Annotated in this window: 16 protein-coding genes; 9 read left to right on the forward strand and 7 right to left on the reverse strand. The window is 70.5% G+C overall.

All coding sequences use genetic code 11. The features are described from left to right. The first annotated feature begins 40 nt into the window (after positions 1-40). The 5 genes from lspA (at position 41) to ACIGDI_RS35370 (ending at position 4,550) form a co-directional block, all read left to right on the forward strand. On the forward strand, positions 41-616 hold the full coding sequence (gene lspA / locus ACIGDI_RS35350) for a signal peptidase II (RefSeq protein ID WP_384821326.1): 576 nt from the start codon (positions 41-43) through the stop codon (positions 614-616). Between the two features lie 58 nt (positions 617-674). Further along, complete coding sequence (locus tag ACIGDI_RS35355) at positions 675-1,619, forward strand: RluA family pseudouridine synthase (protein WP_399905518.1); 945 nt, start codon at positions 675-677, stop codon at positions 1,617-1,619. After that, the gene (locus ACIGDI_RS35360) at positions 1,616-2,089 is read left to right on the forward strand and encodes a GNAT family N-acetyltransferase (RefSeq protein WP_200701106.1); all 474 of its coding nucleotides are present in this window, start codon (positions 1,616-1,618) and stop codon (positions 2,087-2,089) included. Before ACIGDI_RS35355 ends, ACIGDI_RS35360 begins: the two co-directional genes overlap by 4 nt. A gap of 85 nt (positions 2,090-2,174) precedes the next feature. Beyond that, positions 2,175-3,761, forward strand: coding sequence for a Na+/H+ antiporter (locus tag ACIGDI_RS35365; protein WP_399905521.1), 1,587 nt, complete (start codon positions 2,175-2,177; stop codon positions 3,759-3,761). A gap of 48 nt (positions 3,762-3,809) precedes the next feature. After that, positions 3,810-4,550: an SDR family NAD(P)-dependent oxidoreductase gene (locus tag ACIGDI_RS35370; protein WP_399905524.1), complete on the forward strand. Its 741-nt coding sequence runs from the start codon at positions 3,810-3,812 to the stop codon at positions 4,548-4,550. 44 nt (positions 4,551-4,594) lie between these two features. Here the strand turns inward: ACIGDI_RS35370 and ACIGDI_RS35375 are convergent, their stop codons facing one another. Further along, positions 4,595-5,704, reverse strand: a complete 1,110-nt coding sequence (locus ACIGDI_RS35375; protein WP_399905526.1) for a mechanosensitive ion channel family protein — start codon at positions 5,702-5,704, stop codon at positions 4,595-4,597. A 107-nt stretch (positions 5,705-5,811) separates the two neighbouring features. Between ACIGDI_RS35375 and ACIGDI_RS35380 the strand changes: the two genes are divergently transcribed. Beyond that, on the forward strand, positions 5,812-6,381 hold the full coding sequence (locus ACIGDI_RS35380; RefSeq protein ID WP_272175657.1) for a dienelactone hydrolase family protein: 570 nt from the start codon (positions 5,812-5,814) through the stop codon (positions 6,379-6,381). A 9-nt stretch (positions 6,382-6,390) separates the two neighbouring features. Here the strand turns inward: ACIGDI_RS35380 and ACIGDI_RS35385 are convergent, their stop codons facing one another. The 5 genes from ACIGDI_RS35385 to ACIGDI_RS35405 form a co-directional block, all read right to left on the reverse strand. Then, on the reverse strand, positions 6,391-6,741 hold the full coding sequence (locus ACIGDI_RS35385; protein ID WP_399905529.1) for a hypothetical protein: 351 nt from the start codon (positions 6,739-6,741) through the stop codon (positions 6,391-6,393). Between the two features lie 103 nt (positions 6,742-6,844). Then, a complete protein-coding gene (locus tag ACIGDI_RS35390; RefSeq protein ID WP_399905532.1) occupies positions 6,845-8,515 on the reverse strand; it encodes an alkaline phosphatase D family protein in 1,671 nt (556 codons plus the stop codon). Positions 8,516-8,606: 91 nt separating this feature from the next. Next, the gene (locus tag ACIGDI_RS35395; protein ID WP_399905534.1) at positions 8,607-9,419 is read right to left on the reverse strand and encodes a thioredoxin domain-containing protein; all 813 of its coding nucleotides are present in this window, start codon (positions 9,417-9,419) and stop codon (positions 8,607-8,609) included. Positions 9,420-9,519: 100 nt separating this feature from the next. Next, entirely contained in the window at positions 9,520-10,212 is a 693-nt protein-coding gene (locus ACIGDI_RS35400; RefSeq protein WP_399905537.1) for a hypothetical protein, read from the reverse strand. Positions 10,213-10,279: 67 nt separating this feature from the next. After that, positions 10,280-11,605 carry a DUF2252 domain-containing protein gene (locus tag ACIGDI_RS35405; RefSeq protein WP_399905540.1) on the reverse strand — a complete coding sequence of 442 codons (1,326 nt, stop codon included), beginning with the start codon at positions 11,603-11,605 and terminating at the stop codon, positions 10,280-10,282. A gap of 205 nt (positions 11,606-11,810) precedes the next feature. On the opposite strand from ACIGDI_RS35405, the gene dnaE reads away from it, so the two are divergent. Next, entirely contained in the window at positions 11,811-15,350 is a 3,540-nt protein-coding gene (dnaE, locus tag ACIGDI_RS35410; protein ID WP_200701115.1) for a DNA polymerase III subunit alpha, read from the forward strand. 87 nt (positions 15,351-15,437) lie between these two features. Here dnaE and ACIGDI_RS35415 read toward each other — a convergent pair whose 3' ends face one another. Then, complete coding sequence (locus tag ACIGDI_RS35415) at positions 15,438-15,602, reverse strand: hypothetical protein (protein ID WP_399905543.1); 165 nt, start codon at positions 15,600-15,602, stop codon at positions 15,438-15,440. Positions 15,603-15,838: 236 nt separating this feature from the next. Here ACIGDI_RS35415 and ACIGDI_RS35420 point away from each other — a divergent pair, with 236 nt between their 5' ends. Further along, positions 15,839-17,047 (forward strand): NYN domain-containing protein, encoded by a 1,209-nt coding sequence (locus ACIGDI_RS35420; RefSeq protein ID WP_399905546.1) that lies wholly within the window; start codon positions 15,839-15,841, stop codon positions 17,045-17,047. 78 nt (positions 17,048-17,125) lie between these two features. After that, positions 17,126-18,142 carry an ABC transporter ATP-binding protein gene (locus ACIGDI_RS35425; protein ID WP_200701118.1) on the forward strand — a complete coding sequence of 339 codons (1,017 nt, stop codon included), beginning with the start codon at positions 17,126-17,128 and terminating at the stop codon, positions 18,140-18,142. Positions 18,143-18,227 lie beyond the last annotated feature (85 nt).

Genomic DNA, 18,227 nt, shown 5'->3' on the forward strand with positions numbered 1-18,227 from the left:
ACCCTCGTCCTCAGTCGGACACCAAGGTTGAGGGACTCACGTGGCAGAGGCGGAGCGCATCATCGGTACGCCGGATACCCCAGAGGCGGCGGGGTCCGAATCGCGGCAGGACACGGTCGCGCGCCCCGAGGGCAAGCGCAGGATCGCCGTCCTGTTCGCGGTGGCCGCCTTCGCGTACCTCCTCGACCTCGGCAGCAAGCTGCTCGTGGTCGCCAAGCTGGAGCACCACGCCCCGATCGAGGTCGTGGGGGACTGGCTGAAGCTGGAGGCGATCCGCAACGCGGGCGCGGCCTTCGGCTTCGGCGAGGCGTTCACCGTGATCTTCACGGTGATCGCGGCGGCGGTGATCGTGGTGATCATCCGGCTCGCCCGCAAGCTCTACAGCCTGCCCTGGGCGATCGCGCTGGGCCTGCTGCTGGGCGGTGCGCTCGGCAACCTCACCGACCGGATCTTCCGCTCCCCGGGCGTCTTCGAGGGCGCGGTCGTCGACTTCATCGCGCCCAAGGGCTTCGCCGTCTTCAACCTGGCCGACTCGGCGATCGTCTGCGGCGGTGTGCTGATCGTGCTGCTGTCCTTCAGGGGGCTCGACCCGGACGGGACCGTCCACAAGGACTGAGCCCCGGTTTTCCACAGGCCCGGTCGGGGCGCCCGGCGGTGTCCGGCATACTCGACGGGTGAGCACGATTCCCGAGATCCGTACCCTGCCCGTGCCCGACGGCCTGGAGGGCGAGCGCGTCGACGCCGCCATCTCCCGCATGTTCGGCTTCTCCCGGACCAAGGCGGCCGAGCTCGCCGCGGCCGGAAAGGTCATGGTCGACGGATCGGTGGTCGGGAAGTCGGAGCGGGTGCACGGCGGCGCCTGGCTCGAGGTCGAGATGCCGCAGGCGCCCGCGCCCGTACAGGTCGTCGCGGAGCCCGTCGAGGGCATGGAGATCGTGCACGACGACGACGACGTGGTGGTGATCGGCAAGCCGGTGGGCGTGGCCGCGCACCCGTCGCCGGGCTGGACCGGACCGACGGTCATCGGGGGCCTGGCCGCGGCCGGCTACCGCATCTCCACCTCCGGCGCCGCCGAGCGCCAGGGAATCGTGCACCGCCTCGACGTCGGCACCTCCGGCCTGATGGTCGTCGCCAAGTCCGAGTACGCGTACACCTCGCTCAAGCGCCAGTTCAAGGAGCGCACGGTCGACAAGCGCTACCACACGCTCGTGCAGGGCCACCCGGACCCGACCAGCGGCACCATCGACGCTCCCATCGGTCGCCACCCCAACCACGACTACAAGTGGGCGGTCACGGCCGACGGCAAGCCCTCCGTGACGCACTACGACCTCATCGAGGCGTTCCGCGCGGCCTCCCTGCTCGACGTGAAGCTGGAGACCGGCCGCACCCACCAGATCCGCGTCCACATGTCGGCCCACCGCCACCCGTGCGTCGGCGACCTCACCTACGGAGCCGACCCGACTCTGGCGAAGCGGCTGCACCTGACCCGGCAGTGGCTGCACGCCGTCCGGCTCGGCTTCGAGCACCCCGGCGACGGACAGTGGGTGGAGTTCGCCAGCGACTACCCGGCGGACCTGCAGAAGGCGCTGGACCTGGTCCGCGAGGAGACCTACGGATGAGCGGCACCCCCGCCTACCGGGTGCGGGTCGCCGAGGACCCCGCCGACCTGGAGGCCTGCTTCGCCGTACGCAAGGAGGTCTTCGTCGGCGAGCAGGGCGTGCCCGAGGACATCGAGTACGACGAGTACGACGCCGTGGCCGTGCATGTGCTGGCCGTTCGGGAGGACGGGTTCACGCTCGGCACCGGGCGACTGCTGCACGGGCAGGCGGCCGCGGCCAAGGTCGGCGGCGACCTGTCCGTGGGGTCGCTCGGGCGGCTCGCGGTCGCCCGTGAGGCGCGCGGGCTGGGGGTCGGCGTCGCGCTGGTCCGGGCCATCGAGGACGCGGCACGCGCGCTGGGACTGACGGCGGTGGACCTGCACGCGCAGACGCACGCCCTGGGGTTCTACGAGCGGCTGGGGTACGAGGCGTACGGGCCGGAGTACCAGGAGGCGGGCATCCCGCACCGGGCGATGCGGCGCGCGCTGTAGCAGGCAGCCGAAAGACCTGGTGGGGTCGGCGCCGTGGCAGGCTGGAGGTCTGCCCGTCCGACGTCGATCTTTCGGAGCGCTGACCGTGGATCAGTTGGCCCTGCTGTTCGTGCTGTTGCTCGGGGCCGTGCTGAGCGTGCCGGTGGGGGACCGGTTCGGGCTGCCCGCGCCGGTCCTGATGACCCTGCTCGGCATGGTCCTCGCCGTCGCCGACTTCGTCCCGGACGTCAATGTCCCACCGGACCTCATCCTGCCCCTGCTGCTGCCCCCGCTGCTGTACGCGGCGGTACGGCGGACCTCGTGGCGGCAGTTCGCGGCGAACCGCCGGCCGATCTTCCTGCTGGCGGTGGCGCTGGTCTTCGTCACCACCGTGTGCGTGGCCGTGGTGGCCAACGCCGTCGTGCCGGGGCTGCCCGTCGCGGCCGCCGTCGCCCTCGGCGCCCTGGTCGCGCCGCCCGACCCGGTCGCCGCCACGGCGGTCGCGGGGCAGCTCGGGCTGCCGCGCCGGCTGGTGTCCATCCTGGAGGGCGAGGGCCTGTTCAACGACGTGACGGCGATCGTGCTCTATCACGTGGCGGTGGCCGCCGCCGTCAGCGGGGAGTTCCACGCGGGGCGGGCCGCGCTCGACCTCGTCCTGTCCGCCGTGGTCGCGGTCGCGGTGGGCGTCGGCCTGGGCTGGGGCGCCAACAGGCTCCTCGACCTGCTCGGCGACGCGACCCTCCAGGTCAGTCTGACGCTGCTCGTGCCGTACGCCTCGTACGTCCTGGCCGAGGAGATGCACGGCTCCGGTGTGCTCGCCGTGCTCACCACCGCGCTGTTCCTGGCCGAGTACGCCACCGACCCGGACGACGTGATGACCCGGCTCGCCGGGCACACCTTCTGGGACATCGTCGACACCCTCGTCACGGGCGTCGCCTTCGGGCTGATCGGCCTGGAGCTGCACAACGCCATCCGCACGGCGTCCGGGCGGTGGGGCGAGCTGCTGGCCTGGTCGGCCGCGATCCTCGGCGTGGTCGTCCTCGTACGCCTGGTGTACCTGCTGCCGGCGACATGGCTCGCCCGGCGGCTGCACGCCAAGCGGGACCACGACGAGGACATTCCGACGAGCTGGCAGGAGACCGTCGTCATGTGGTGGTCCGGCATGCGGGGCGTGGCCTCGGTCGCGCTGGCCCTGGCGATCCCGCTGAAGACGGACGACGGTTCGGCCTTCCCCGACCGGGACGAGATCATCTTCATCGCCTTCGGCGTGATCATGGGGACGCTGGTGCTGCAGGGGCTGACCCTGCCGTGGCTGGTCAAGAAGCTCGACGTGCAGGCCGACACCGAGCGCGAGAAGAAGTTCGAGCGGGAACTCGCCGTGCGTGCGGCCAAGGCGGCCAAGCACCGGCTGCGGGAGATCGAGGAGGTCGAGGAACTGCCGGAGGAGCTGTCCGAGCAGATGCTGCGGCGGGCCTTCGAGATCGGGGTGCGGATCAGCCCGGATCTGGGCGAGGAGGAGCGGCGCGAGGCGCACGAGATGCGGGTGCGCAGGCTCAAGCGGATGCGGCGGATCCAGGCCGAGCTGCTGAGCGCGGCGCGGCACGAGGTGCTGGCGGCGCGGAACGAGCCGGGGGCCGATCCGGAGGTCGTGGACCGGGTGCTGCGCCATCTCGACGTACGCAGCCTGCGGTGACGGCAATGCGGTTGCGGGACGGGGGCGTTCGGTGCCTAGGGTCGGATCATGTCTCGCAACGTGGTGATCAGCGGTGGTGGTACGGGGATCGGGCTCGCGGCGGCCCGGTTGTTCGCGGCGGACGGGGACCGGGTGCTGCTGCTCGGTCGGCGCGCCGAGGTGCTGAAGAGGGCCGACGTGCCCGGCGCCTCGACGTACGCCGCCGATCTCGGTGACCCGGCCGCCGTGCGTGGTGTCGCGGACTTCGTGGCACGGGAGTTCGGGACGGTGGACGTCCTGGTCAACGGCGCCGGGGGCAGCGGACAGTTGGAGCCGCCGGCCGAGAGCGGGGATCCGCTCGACCGGGTCGCCCACGCCTGGACCGTCAACTTCCGCATCAACACCCTGACCGCCGCGCTCCTGACCGAGGCTCTCAAGGACCGCCTCGCCTCTCCGGGCGGGCGGGTGCTGTTCGTCAGCTCCATCGCCGCCTACCGGGGGTCGGGCAGCGGGGCGTACGGGGGTGCCAAGGCGGCGCTGCATCCGTACGCCCATGATCTGGCGCGGGAGTTGGGGCCGCGCGGGATCACCGCGAACGTGGTCGCGCCGGGGTACATCGAGGACACCGAGTTCTTCGGGCCGCGGATCGACCCCGCCCGGCGCGAGCGGCTCGTCGCCGACACCTCGACCAAGCGCGCCGGTACCCCCGGTGACGTGGCCGCGACCCTGCACTGGCTCGCGTCACCGGGAGCCGGCCATGTGACGTCGCAGGTCGTCCAGGTCAACGGGGGCGCCGAGCGCGGTCACTGAACGGCCGGCCCGCGCGGGGCCGGCCGGGTGTGCCACGCGCGGTGTCAGCCGCGTCCCGTCCGCGGCGTCTCGTGGGCGTAGTGGCGGTGACGGGCGCCGTCCTGGGACGGCAGCAGACCCGGCGGCAGGACCGCCTCCGCCGTGTTGACGCGGGGCAGGGCGTGCGGATGGCGTTCGTTCAGCCAGCGGATCATCTGCTCGCGGACGCTGACCCGCACCGTCCAGATGTCGTCCGCGTCCTTGGCCGTCACCAGGGCGCGGACCTGGATGGTGTTCGGCGTCGAGTCGGTGACCGCGAGGCCGTAGTCGCGGCCGTCCCAGGCGGGGCACTCCCGCAGGATGTCGCGGAGCCTGTCACGCATCTCCTCGACCGGCGCCGAGTGGTCCAGGTGCCAGTAGACGATGCCGGTCATCTGCGGGGTGCCGCGCGACCAGTTCTCGAACGGCTTCGAGGTGAAGTACGACACGGGCATGGTGATCCGCCGCTCGTCCCAGGTCCGCACGGTCAGGAAGGTCAGCGTGATCTCCTCGACGGTGCCCCACTCGCCGTCCACCACGACCGTGTCGCCCAGGCGCACCATGTCGCCGAAGGCGATCTGCAGCCCGGCGAACATGTTGCTCAGCGTCGACTGGGCGGCGACACCGGCGACGATGCCGAGGATGCCGGCCGAGGCCAGCAGCGAGGCGCCGGCCGCGCGCATCGCGGGGAAGGTCAGCAGCATCGCGGCCACGGCGACCACGCCGACGATCGCCGAGACCACCCGCATGATCAGGGACACCTGGGTGCGCACCCGGCGGACCCGGGCGGCGTCGTGGTGGGCGCGGGCGTAACGGGTGTAGGACGTCTCGACGATCGCCGCCGCGATCCGGATCACCAGCCAGGCCGCCGCCCCGATCAGCACCAGGGTCAGCAGCTGCCCGACGGCCACCCGGTGTTCCCTGGTCAGCCGGGCCTGGTCGTAGGAGCCTCTGAGCAGGGCGGCGCACAGCACGAGCTGGTAGGGGAACCGGCCGCGCCGCAGCAGTCCCCACAGTTGTGTCTCGCTGTCACGTTCGTCGGCCTTGCGCAGCAGCAGGTCGGTGGCCCAGCCGATGAGCAGCGTGAGCACGACCGACCCGCCGATCACGATCAGAGGGCGGAGTACGTTCTCCATGCCTGCGAACCTAACCGGCCTCGCGGGGTCATGAACATGTGACTTCCCGCGGGAAACGGGTACGGCCGCCGGACGGCGCCGTCGGTCCCGGCTGGCACCATGGCCTCATGAACATCATGCTCTTTCACTCGACCTACGGCCTGCGGCCCGCGGTGCGCGAGGCCGCGGACCGGCTGCGCGGCGCCGGACACGAGGTGTGGACCCCGGACCTCTTCGACGGACGCACGTTCGAGACGGTCGAGGAGGGCATGGCCTTCAAGGACGAGATCGGCAAGGACGAACTGCTCAAGCGGGCCGTGCTGGCCGCCGCGCCCTACTCGGAGCGGGGCCTGGTGTACGCCGGCTTCTCGCTCGGCGCCTCCATCGCGCAGACCCTCGCGCTCGGCGACGACAAGGCACGCGGGCTGCTGCTTCTGCACGGCACGTCGGACATCGCGCCGAACGCCTCGGTGGACGAGCTGCCCGTCCAGCTGCACGTGGCCGAGCCGGACCCGTTCGAGACGGACGACTGGCTGAGCGCCTGGTATCTGCAGATGGGCAGAGCGGGCGCGGACGTGGAGATCTACCGGTACGCGGGTGCAGGCCACCTCTACACCGACCCCGAACTGCCCGACTGGGACGAGGAGGCCGCCGAGGCCACCTGGCGGGTGGCGCTCGGCTTCCTCGAAACGCTCTAGCCGGAGGTCTCAGCCCGGGAAGCACTCCTTGGGGTTGTGCACCAGCGACTCGAAGTGCCCGGACCACACCCAGGTCGTCGGCTTGGAGTCGTAGAGCCGGAACCACAGTGCCCCCGAGGGGGTCTTGGTGGTCGAGCACTGGATCCGCAGGGTCGTCTTGAACGGCTCCGTGCGGAATCTGGTCGACGAGGACGTGGGCTTGGCGTACAGGGGCGCGCCGTGAATGTCCAACACCGTCAGGTTCACGTACGCCGGTGCCGCCGAGGCTTCCTGCGCCTGGGCGGTGGCGGTGATCCCGGCGAGGGCCAGGGCGGCGCCGAGCACCGCGGTCTTCTTCAGGACACTCTGGGGGGTGGCCATGTGACTCCAATCTGTACGGAACTGACGGGCCACCGGCTCAGCGGCCCGCCAGTTTGTTCGATGGAATCAAGATCCGCTCGGTTGCTCCGGACGCCGGTTTTTCTTACACCGGGTCGTAGGTCCGCTCGACCTTCTGCGTACCGGAGCGCGTGCGGTAGGAACGCACCCAGGTCGAGGTCGCGTTCCTGTCCGTGCGGTCGGACAGGACGTAGTAGTCCATCTGCGCGCGGTCGGCGGTGATGTCCAGGACGCCGTAGCCGTGGCGGTCGGTGTCCACCCAGTGGACGTGCCGGTTGGCCGCCTTGATGACCGGCGCGGCGACCGCGGAGACGGTGCCCTCGGGGACCTTCACGATGTCGTCCAGGTTGTCGGAGGTCACCGAGGTGACGACGAACTCCGTGGCGGCCGAGGCCGACAGCGGGTAGGTGCCGGCGTCCACCGGCACGTCGTTGGCCCACGCCATGTGGATGTCGCCGGTGAGGAACACGGTGTTGCGGATCGCGTTGGACCGCAGATGGGCGAGGAGTTCGCGCCGGTCGTCGGTGTAGCCGTCCCACTGGTCGGTGTTGACGGCGAGGCCCTCCTGGGGCAGGCCGAGCAGCTTGGCCAGCGGCTTGAGCAGGTCCGCGGAGAGCGAGCCGACGACGAACGGCGCGATCATCACCGAGTTGCCGACCAGCCGCCAGGTGGTGTCGGAGGCCTTCAACCCCGCCTTCAGCCAGTCGAGCTGGGCGCGGCCCGTGATCGTGCGGTCCGGGTCGTCCACCGAACCGGAGCCGGAGGCCGCCTGCTGGGAGCGGAAGGAGCGCAGGTCGAGCAGCGACAGGTCGGCCAGCTTGCCGAAGCGCAGCCGGCGGTAGGTCGTGCCCGCGATCGCCGGGCGCACCGGCATCCACTCGAAGTAGGCCTGCTTGGCGGCCGCCTTGCGGTCGGTCCATGCGCCCTCGGCGCCCTCGGTGTGGTTGACCGCGCCGCCGGACCAGGCGTTGTCGGCGAACTCGTGGTCGTCCCAGATCGCGACGACCGGCGCCTTCAGGTGCAGGGCCTGCAGATCCGGGTCGGTCTTGTACTTGCCGTGCCGGGTGCGGTAGTCGGCGAGCGTGATGATCTCGTTGGCGGGCGCGTGCGGACGGACGACCGTGCCGCGGGCCGCGTACTCGCCGGACTTGTACTCGTAGACGTAGTCGCCGAGATGCAGCCAGGCGTCGAGGTCGCCCCGGTCCGCGAGATGGCGGTACGAGGCGAAATAGCCGCCCTCCCAGTTGGCGCAGGAGACCACGCCGAAGCGCAGGGAGCCCACGGCCGCGTCCGCCGCCGGCGCGGTGCGGGTGCGCGCCACCGGGGAGTCGGTGCCGCCGGCCGAGAAGCGGAAGTAGTAGTCGGTGGCCGGGCGCAGGCCCCGTATGTCCGCCTTGACGGTGTGGTCGGAGGCGGCGGTCGCCGTGACGGAGCCCTTGGCGACGATGTTCGTCAGCGCCCGGTCCGTGGCGACGACCCAGCCGACCTCGGTGTCCGGGCCGACGCCGGAGCCGGGCGTCGCCTCGGAGGTGGGCGTGACGCGGGTCCACAGCAGGACGCCGTCGGGCAGCGGGTCGCCGGACGCGACGCCGTGCAGGAACTGCGGGGTCTCCGCGGCGGCCCGGGCGGGCAGGGCGGCGGTGAGCGGGCCGGCCAGGACAGCGGTCGCCGCCGCGGCCTTGACGACCGTACGGCGGCGGGGCGAGAGCGAGTTGGGAGGCTGGGACGCCTCGGAGGTTCTGTATCGACTGGTCACGGGCGATCAGGTTACTGATCGGTACGCGGGAGAGCGGGCGAACCCCGAAAGTTCGCCCGCTCTTCACGCGGAGGTGAGATTCCCTGTGGGGTCAGCCCTTGAGGGCCGCGTCGACCGCCTGGGTGAACGTGGCGACGGTCCACCCCTGGTTGGGGTCGGAACTCGTGAGCTGCTTGCCGTTCATGACGAAGCCCGGCGTGCCGGTCACACCGTCCTTGTTGTTGTCGAAGGTCTTCGACATGGCCACCGCCCAGGCGTCGTAGGTGCCCTTCTTGACCGCGTTCTGGAACTGGGTGTTGTTCTTCAGCGCGGGAACGGTGTTCGCGATCTTGATGAGGTAGCTGTCGTCCTTGAACTTGTCGGTGGTCTCGTCCGGGTGCCACTTCGCCGAGTACATCGCGGACTTGTACTGGAGGAAGGCCTCGTCGCTGACGTTCAACGCGGCGCCCAGGGCGCTCAGCGCGTTCTTGGAGCCCTGTCCGTTGTCCTTGTTGTCGATGAAGGTGGCGCCGATGTATTGGATCTTGTACTTGCCGCCGTCGATGGCCTTCTTCACGGTCGGACCGACGGTCTGCTCGAACGAGGCGCAGATCGGGCAGCGCGGGTCCTCGTAGACCTTGAGGGTCTTGGCGTTCGACTTGCCGATGACCACGGTGGTGCCCTTGGTGCCCGTGGTGTGGGCCGGGGCGACGACCTTGGCGTCCTTCAGGCCCTCCCAGTAGCTGGGCTTGTTGGCCTGGACGACGGCGTAGCCTATGCCGCCGGCCGCCGCCAGCACGGCGACGATCGAGCAGGCCACGATGACCTGCCGCTTGACCTTGGCCTTCTTGGCCTGGCGCTCGCGCTCGACCCGCAGCCGCTCTCGGGCCGCCGTCTTCGCCGTCTGGCTGTTCCGCTTGCTCATGTTCGTCTACTCCATGTGGGACGCGCACACGTCGTACGCGGGATACGTGTGGGGGACTGATCGTGCTCAGGAGGTCGCTCAGGCGACCGGGACGGATCGCTCAGACCAGAGCGACCGAGCACGGCGGTCCACGCCGTCCCAGGGAGTGCGCGAGAAGCCGGTCGCGGACGACGGCGGCGGGCAGGCGGGGGCGCCGGATGCGCCGCACCGCCGGGGCGGTCCGGACGGCCACCGCGGCGACGGCCAGCAGGAGCGGACGGAACGTCGTCGCGGCGACCGCGCGCACCAGCTGGGTCAGCGCCCGCTCGCCGCGGCGCAGCCAGGCGGCCGCGAGGAGGCCGACGCCGACGTGCGCGCCGAGCAGCAGCCAGGCGGTCGCCGGGTCGGCATGGGCGAGCAGGGCCGCCAGGCGGTCGGTGCCGGTGTCGGTCACTCGGACCAGGGGGGTGCCGACCTGGGTGTTGCTGCCGCAGAGCAGGTCCCAGCCGACGGAGCGCAGGGGGCCGGCGACGGGGCCGCCCGCGCGGCCGTAGCAGACGTGCTGGCCGGTGGTGAAGACGGTGTCGGCGGCCAGCTCCAGCGGGATCAGCAGGCCGGCGATCCGCGCGAATCCGCGCTCACGGCCGGCCAGGGCGTAGGCGGCCGCGAACACGGCGGCGGCGACCGCGGCCACCGTGTTCACCGGCAGCGGGACCTGTGACAGCAGCACGTGCGACGCGGAGCTGAGCGTCACGACGAGTGCCGTGAACAGCGCCGCGCGTGCGGCTCTGAGCTGGATCCCGGATATGTCCATAGCGTGGAGAGTGTGTCACGTGCCGCGGTAAGGGACCCCTAAAGGCTCCCTGTGAGCGGCCGGTCGGTTACAGACCCGGAATCCGTCCGTTGCGGAACAGGTCCACGAAGGTCTGGTGGTCCGCACGCGCGCGTGCGCCGTAGTCGTGCGCGAAGTCGACCAGGAGGTCCGCGAAGCCCGCCTCGTCGGCGGCGATCGCCGCGTCGATGGCCCGCTCCGTGGAGAACGGCACCAGGGACTCGCCGGAGGTGTCGTCGGCCGCCGCGTGCATCGTCGCGGTGGCCCGGCCGAGGTCGGCGACCACGGCCGCGATCTCCTCCGGGTCGTCGATGTCGCCCCAGTCCAGGTCGACCGCGTACGGCGACACCTCGGCGACCAGCTGTCCCGCGCCGTCCAGCTCGGTCCAGCCCAGCCACGGGTCGGCGTGGGCCTGCAGGGCGCGCTGCGAGATCACCGTGCGGTGGCCCTCGTGCTGGAAGTAGTCCCGGATCGCCGGGTCGGTGATGTGCCGGGAGACGGCCGGGGTCTGGGCCTGCTTGATGTAGATCACCACGTCGTTCTCCAGGGCGTCGCTGTGCCCCTCGAGAAGGATGTTGTACGACGGCAGCCCGGCCGACCCGATGCCGATGCCCCGGCGCCCGACCACGTCCTTGACGCGGTAGGAGTCGGGGCGGGCCAGCGAGGAGTCCGGCAGCGTCTCCAGATAGCCGTCGAAGGCCGCGAGGACCTTGTAGCGGGTGGCCGCGTCCAGCTCGATGGAACCGCCGCCCGGGGCGAAGCGGCGCTCGAAGTCGCGGATCTCCGTCATGGAGTCCAGCAGCTCGAAGCGGGTCAGCGAGCGGGCGGCGCGCAGGGCGCCCAGCAGCGGGCCCTCGGCGGTGTCCAGCGTGAAGGGCGGCACCTCGTCGCTCTTGGCGCCGGTCGCCAGCGCGTGGACGCGCTCGCGGTACGCGCCCGCGTACACCCGCACCAGCTCGGTGATCTGGTCGTCGCCGAGGGCCTTCGCGTACCCGATCAGCGCGACGGAGGCGGAGAAGCGCTTCAGGTCCCAGGTGAAGGGCCCGACGTAGGCCTCGTCGAAGTCGTTGACGTTGAAGACCAGGCGGCCGTTGGAGTCCATGTACGTGCCGAAGTTCTCCGCGTGCAGATCGCCGTGGATCCACACGCGCGAGGTGCGCTCGTCGAGGTACGGGCCGCCGCGCTTGTCGGCGTCGAGGTCGTGGTAGAAGAGGCACGCCGTGCCCCGGTAGAACGCGAACGCGGACGCCGCCATCTTGCGGAACTTCACTCGGAACGCGGCCGGGTCGGCGGCCAGGAGCTCGCCGAAGGCGGTGTCGAAGACGGCGAGGATCTCGTCGCCGCGCTGCTCGTCGTTGAGCTGGGGTACCGACATCGCGAGGTGCCTCCTGGTGCATGGATGTGTACGACAGCGTTTCTGTCGTCTCCAACGGTCGAGGGTGCGCGGAAGTGCCCGCGACCCTCGCTGTGAAGGTACGCGGGGGAGGCCCTCGAGTGTCAGTGCCGAGGCATAGACTTCGACGCTGACCCCAGAACTGTCCGAGCGCCCGTCACCGACCGTTTTCCATGGAGGCCACACCGTGTCAAAGCCGCCGTTCACGCACCTGCACGTCCACACCCAGTACTCGCTGCTGGACGGTGCCGCGCGGCTCAAGGACATGTTCAACGCCTGCAACGAGATGGGCATGACGCACATCGCCATGTCCGACCACGGCAACCTCCATGGGGCGTACGACTTCTTCCACTCGGCGAAGAACGCAGGGGTCACCCCGATCATCGGCATCGAGGCCTATGTCGCCCCGGAGTCCCGGCGCAACAAGCGCAAGATCCAGTGGGGCCAGCCGCACCAGAAGCGGGACGACGTCTCCGGTTCCGGCGGTTACACCCACAAGACCATGTGGGCCGTGAACTCGACGGGTCTGCACAACCTCTTCCGCCTCTCCTCGGACGCCTACGCCGAGGGCTGGCTGCAGAAGTGGCCCCGGATGGACAAGGAGACCATCTCCCAGTGGTCGGAGGGGATCGTCGCCTCCACCGGCTGCCCCTCCGGCGAGGTGCAGACCCGGCTGCGCCTGGGCCAGGAGGAGGAGGCCCTCAAGGCGGCGGCCGACTACCAGGACATCTTCGGCAAGGACCGCTACTTCCTGGAACTGATGGACCACGGCATCGACATCGAGCACCGGGTCCGTGACGGTCTGCTGGAGATCGGCAGGAAGCTCGGCATCCCCCCGCTGGTCACCAACGACTCGCACTACACGTACGCGCACGAGGCGACCGCCCACGACGCCCTGCTGTGCATCCAGACCGGCAAGAACCTCTCCGACCCCGACCGCTTCAAGTTCGACGGCACCGGCTACTACCTGAAGTCCACGGACGAGATGTACGCCATCGACTCCTCGGACGCCTGGCAGGAGGGCTGCCGCAACACCCTCCTGATCGCCGAGATGGTCGACACCGCCGGCATGTTCGAGGCCAAGAACCTCATGCCGAAGTTCGACATCCCCGAGGGGTACACCGAGGTCACCTGGTTCAAGGAGGAGGTCCGCCGCGGCATGGAGCGCCGCTTCCCCGGCGGCATCCCCGAGGACCGCCAGAAGCAGGCCGACTACGAGATGGACGTCATCATCTCGATGGGCTTCCCCGGCTACTTCCTCGTCGTCGCCGACTTCATCATGTGGGCCAAGAACAACGGCATCGCGGTCGGCCCCGGCCGAGGCTCCGCGGCCGGCTCGATCGTCGCCTACGCCATGGGCATCACCGACCTCGACCCCATCCCGCACGGCCTGATCTTCGAGCGCTTCCTCAACCCCGAGCGCATCTCCATGCCCGACGTCGACATCGACTTCGACGAGCGTCGGCGCGTCGAGGTGATCAGGTACGTGACCGAGAAGTACGGCGCCGACAAGGTCGCCATGATCGGCACCTACGGCAAGATCAAGGCCAAGAACGCGATCAAGGACTCCGCGCGCGTGCTGGGCTACCCGTACGCGATGGGCGACCGCATCACCAAGGCCATGCCCGCCGACGTCCTCGGCAAGGGCATCGACCTCAACGGCATCACCGACCCGTCGCACCCCCGCTACTCGGAGGCGGGCGAGGTCCGGGCGATGTACGAGAACGAACCGGACGTGAAGAAGGTCATCGACACCGCCAAGGGCGTGGAGGGCCTGGTCCGGCAGATGGGCGTGCACGCCGCCGGCGTGATCATGTCCAGCGAGACCATCACCGAGCACGTGCCGGTCTGGGTGCGGCACACCGACGGCGTGACCATCACGCAGTGGGACTACCCGAGCTGCGAGTCGCTCGGCCTGCTGAAGATGGACTTCCTCGGCCTGCGCAACCTGACGATCATGGACGACGCCGTCAAGATGGTGAAGTCCAACAAGGGCATCGACCTCGAGCTGCTGAGCCTCCCGCTGGACGACCCCAAGACCTTCGAACTGCTCCAGCGGGGCGAGACCCTCGGCGTCTTCCAGTTCGACGGCGGCCCCATGCGCTCACTGCTGCGCCTGATGAAGCCGGACAACTTCGAAGACATCTCCGCCGTCTCCGCGCTCTACCGTCCCGGCCCGATGGGCATGGACTCGCACACCAACTACGCCCTGCGCAAGAACAAGCTCCAGGAGATCACCCCGATCCACCCCGAGCTGGAGGAGCCGCTCAAGGAGGTCCTGGACGTCACCTACGGCCTGATCGTCTACCAGGAGCAGGTGCAGAAGGCCGCCCAGATCATCGCCGGCTACTCGCTCGGCGAGGCCGACATCCTCCGCCGCGTGATGGGCAAGAAGAAGCCCGACGAACTGGCGAAGAACTTCACCATCTTCCAGGCCGGCGCCCAGAAGAACGGCTACAGCGACGAGGCGATCCAGGCCCTGTGGGACGTGCTGGTGCCGTTCGCCGGCTACGCCTTCAACAAGGCGCACTCGGCCGCGTACGGCCTGGTCTCGTACTGGACCGCCTACCTGAAGGCCAACCACCCCGCCGAGTACATGGCCGCCCTGCTGACCTCCGTCAAGGACGACAAGGACAAGTCGGCGATCTACCTCAACGAGTGCCGCCGCATGGGCATCAGGGTGCTCCCGCCGAACGTCAACGAGTCGGTGCACAACTTCGCCGCGCAGGGCGACGACGTGATCCTCTTCGGCCTGGAGGCCGTCCGCAACGTCGGCACGAACGTCGTCGAGTCGATCATCAAGTCCCGCAAGGCCAAGGGGAAGTACGCCTCCTTCCCGGACTACCTCGACAAGGTCGACGCCACCGCCTGCAACAAGCGCACCACGGAATCACTGATCAAGGCCGGCGCCTTCGACACCCTCGGCCACACCCGCAAGGGGCTCACGGCCCAGTACGAGCCGATGATCGACAACGTGGTCGCGGTCAAGCGCAAGGAGGCCGAGGGCCAGTTCGACCTCTTCGGCGGGATGGGCGAGGAGGAGAGCAACGAACCCGGCTTCGGGCTCGACGTGCAGTTCACCGACGAGGAGTGGGACAAGACCTATCTGCTCGCCCAGGAGCGCGAGATGCTCGGTCTGTACGTCTCCGACCATCCGCTCTTCGGCCTGGAGCACGTGCTGTCCGACAAGGCCGACGCGGGCATCGCCCAGCTCACCGGCGGCGAGCACGCGGACGGCGCGGTCGTCACCATCGGCGGCATCATCTCCGGCCTGCAGCGCAAGATGACCAAGCAGGGCAACGCCTGGGCGATCGCCACCGTCGAGGACCTCGCCGGCTCCATCGAGTGCATGTTCTTCCCGGCGACCTACCAGCTGGTGTCGACCCAACTCGTCGAGGACGCCGTGGTGTTCGTCAAGGGCCGCCTCGACAAGCGCGAGGACGTGCCCCGGCTCGTGGCGATGGAGCTGCAGGTCCCCGACCTGTCCAACGCGGGCACCAACGCGCCCGTGATCCTCACCATCCCGGCCACCCGGGTCACCCCGCCGATGGTCAGCCGCCTCGGCGAGATCCTCACCCACCACAAGGGCGAGAGCGAGGTCCGCATCAAGCTCCAGGGCCCGACCAAGACGACCGTGCTGCGGCTGGACCGGCACCGGGTGAAGCCCGACCCGGCGCTGTTCGGCGATCTGAAGGTGCTGCTCGGCCCGTCCTGCCTGGCCGGCTGAGCACGACATGGACGCGCAAGGGGCGCACTCCGTACGGAGCGCGCCCCTCGACGTGTGCCTGGGTCTCAACAACCCGTTACGCAGATGTCAGTTGTGACCGAAGCTCTTCTGCCGCCCCTTGCGGGCCATGTGGCTCGGGGTGACCTGCTGGACGTCCTGCTCGGCCGGCGACTCCATCGAGATGTGCTCGGCCGACTGCTGACCACGCCCGGTCTGCGGCTGCTTACGGTTCTGCTTCTTGTTCTTGGCCATGGTGATCTGCCTCCTGTGGGGGATCTAGGGGCCAGGGCCGGGACCAGATTCACATAGGCTGACAACAAGCGCATGTCGGATAATTACCGTGTGTGACAGGGCTTGTCGGGGAGCGAGGTCGGGGGCCGCACTCCGAAACGCCACGCCGAAGATCGAGTTCGGGCCGTTAACACCTGCGTAGTCGGGCAGACTCGAAGGAAGCCCGAAGCAAACCTCCCGGAAAGAGGGTGGATCGCGTGGACCGCTGCATCGTCCTGGTGGACGCCGGGTATCTGCTGGGGGCCGCCGCCAGTCTCCTTGCCGGGGAGCCCTCCCGATCCCGTATCACCGTCGACCACACCGCCCTCATCCAGGGCCTGCGTGAACGCGCCGAGTCCGACACCGAACGGCCCCTGCTGCGCATCTACTGGTTCGACGGCGCCCCCGACCGGGTGCCCCAGCCCGAGCACCGCCGGCTGCGGGTGATGCCCCGCGTCACCGTCCGGCTCGGTGCTCTGACCCGCAGCGACGGACGCTGGGCCCAGAAGGGCGTGGACGCGGCCATGCACGCCGAGCTCACCGAGCTGGCCCGCAACCGCGCCTGCTCCGACGTCGTCCTGGTCACCGGCGACGGCGATCTGCTGCCGGGCATTATGGCGGCCAAGGAGCACGGGGTCGCCGTACACCTGTGGGCGGTGCAGGCCGCCGACGGGGACTACAACCAGTCGGAGGACCTGGTCGCCGAGGCGGACGAGCGGCGGGTGCTCGACCGGACGTGGATCACCAAGGCCGTACGGGCGAAGGAGCTCGGCGGGATCTGCGCGCCGCCGCCCGTGCCCCGGCCCGAGATCGCCGCGATCCTCTCCGCGCCGCTGCCGGACTCCGCGCTCACCGCCGAGCGGCCCGCCGAGGAGCGCGAGCACGCAGCGGCGGCCACCGTCGCCGACAACGGCACGCAGGAGCGGGTGCCCGCGCCCAAGGGCGTGCCCACCCCCAAGGACCTCGCCGCCCTGCGGGCCCCCGGCGTCCAGCCGAGCCCGCAACCGGCCAACGCGACCCTGCGCTGGTCCTCCGACAAAGGGTGGGTCGACCGGCCCGTCGCCGAGCCCCCGGAGGCCGCCTCGATGCCGACGCTGGCCCAGCTGACCTCGGCCGAGCAGCGGTGGGCCGACCGGGAGGAGGACATCACGACCGTCGGCGGAGACCCGTTCGAGGTCGGTCAGGTGTTCGCGCGGCGCTGGATGGAGCGGCTGGGGGACCAGAGCCATCTGCAGAAGCTGTCGGCCATGTACCCGCGGATCCCGCACCGCATCGACGGCGAGCTGCTGCGGTACGCGGCCCGCTTCGGGCTGCTGGCCCACAAGGACGACCAGATCGACGAGCACGACCGTTACGCCATCCGGGCGGGGTTCTGGCGGGAGATCGACGTACGGACGGCTGCCGAGCACGCGCCCGCCGGCGAGTGAACCCCGGGCGGCGGTGCGGGGGGTGACGGGCGGCCCCAAGGGCGGGTAAAGGCCTTCGACCCCGTACCCTCGTCCTTTGTGAGTACGCGCGCGGCACAGGCACATCGGCACGGTGGCGATGTCGTGTGCGCGGTGCGCGGGCTGACCAAGACCTATCCGGCCGTCCGAGGACGCAGGGGCGTCCCCGGCGCGCCCGCGGTGCGGGCCACCGACGACGTGCGCCTGGACGTGCGCCGCGGTGAGATCTTCGGACTGCTCGGGCCGAACGGGGCCGGCAAGTCCACCCTGGTGCGGCAGCTGACCGGGCTGATGCGGCCCGACGCGGGCAGTGTCGAGATCCTCGGGCACGACATCGTGCGGCATCCCGAGCGGGCCTCCCGGATCCTCGCCTACCTCGGCCAGGAGTCGACCGCCCTCGACGAGCTGACGGTGTCGCTGGCCGCCGAGACGACCGGGCGGCTGCGCGGCCTGGAGGCACGGCGGGCCCGGGCCGAACGGGACGCCGTCCTGGAGGAGCTCGGGCTCACCGGCATCGCCGGGCGGGCCCTGAAGAAGCTGTCCGGCGGGCAGCGCCGGCTGGCGTGCTTCGCCGCCGCGCTGGTCGGCGAGCGGCCGCTGCTGGTGCTGGACGAGCCGACCACCGGGATGGACCCCGTCGCGCGGCGGGCCGTATGGGCGGCCGTGGACCGGCGGCGGGCCGAGCGCGGGACGACCGTGCTGCTGGTCACCCACAACGTCATCGAGGCGGAGACGGTCCTGGACCGGGTCGCCGTGCTCGACCAGGGGCGGGTGATCGCCTGCGACACCCCCGCCGGGCTGAAGGAACAGGTCGCCGACGAGGTCCGGGTCGAGCTGGTCTGGCGCGAGACGGCGCCGCTGCACGTCCCGGAGGTCGCCGCGCTGCGCGAGCGGGCCGTCGAGGCCGGGCGGCGCTGGACGCTGCGGCTCGCGCCCGAGGAGGCCCGCGCGGCCGTCGCCACCGTCACCGGCGGGGCCGCCTTCGCCGCCCTGGACGACTTCACGCTCGCGACGCCCAGCCTGGAGGACGTGTACCTGGCGCTGGGCGGCGCCGCCCGAGGGCTGGTGAAGGCGTGAGCGGGAGACAGACCGTGTCCGTACAGGTACGAGAGAGCGCGTCCGTGGGGGACGGCGTGCGCGCCGCAGGGAAGGAGCGCAGCTC

Source organism: Streptomyces sp. NPDC085900, from assembly GCF_044540925.1.
GTDB classification, from domain to species: Bacteria; Actinomycetota; Actinomycetes; order Streptomycetales; family Streptomycetaceae; genus Streptomyces; species Streptomyces gilvifuscus.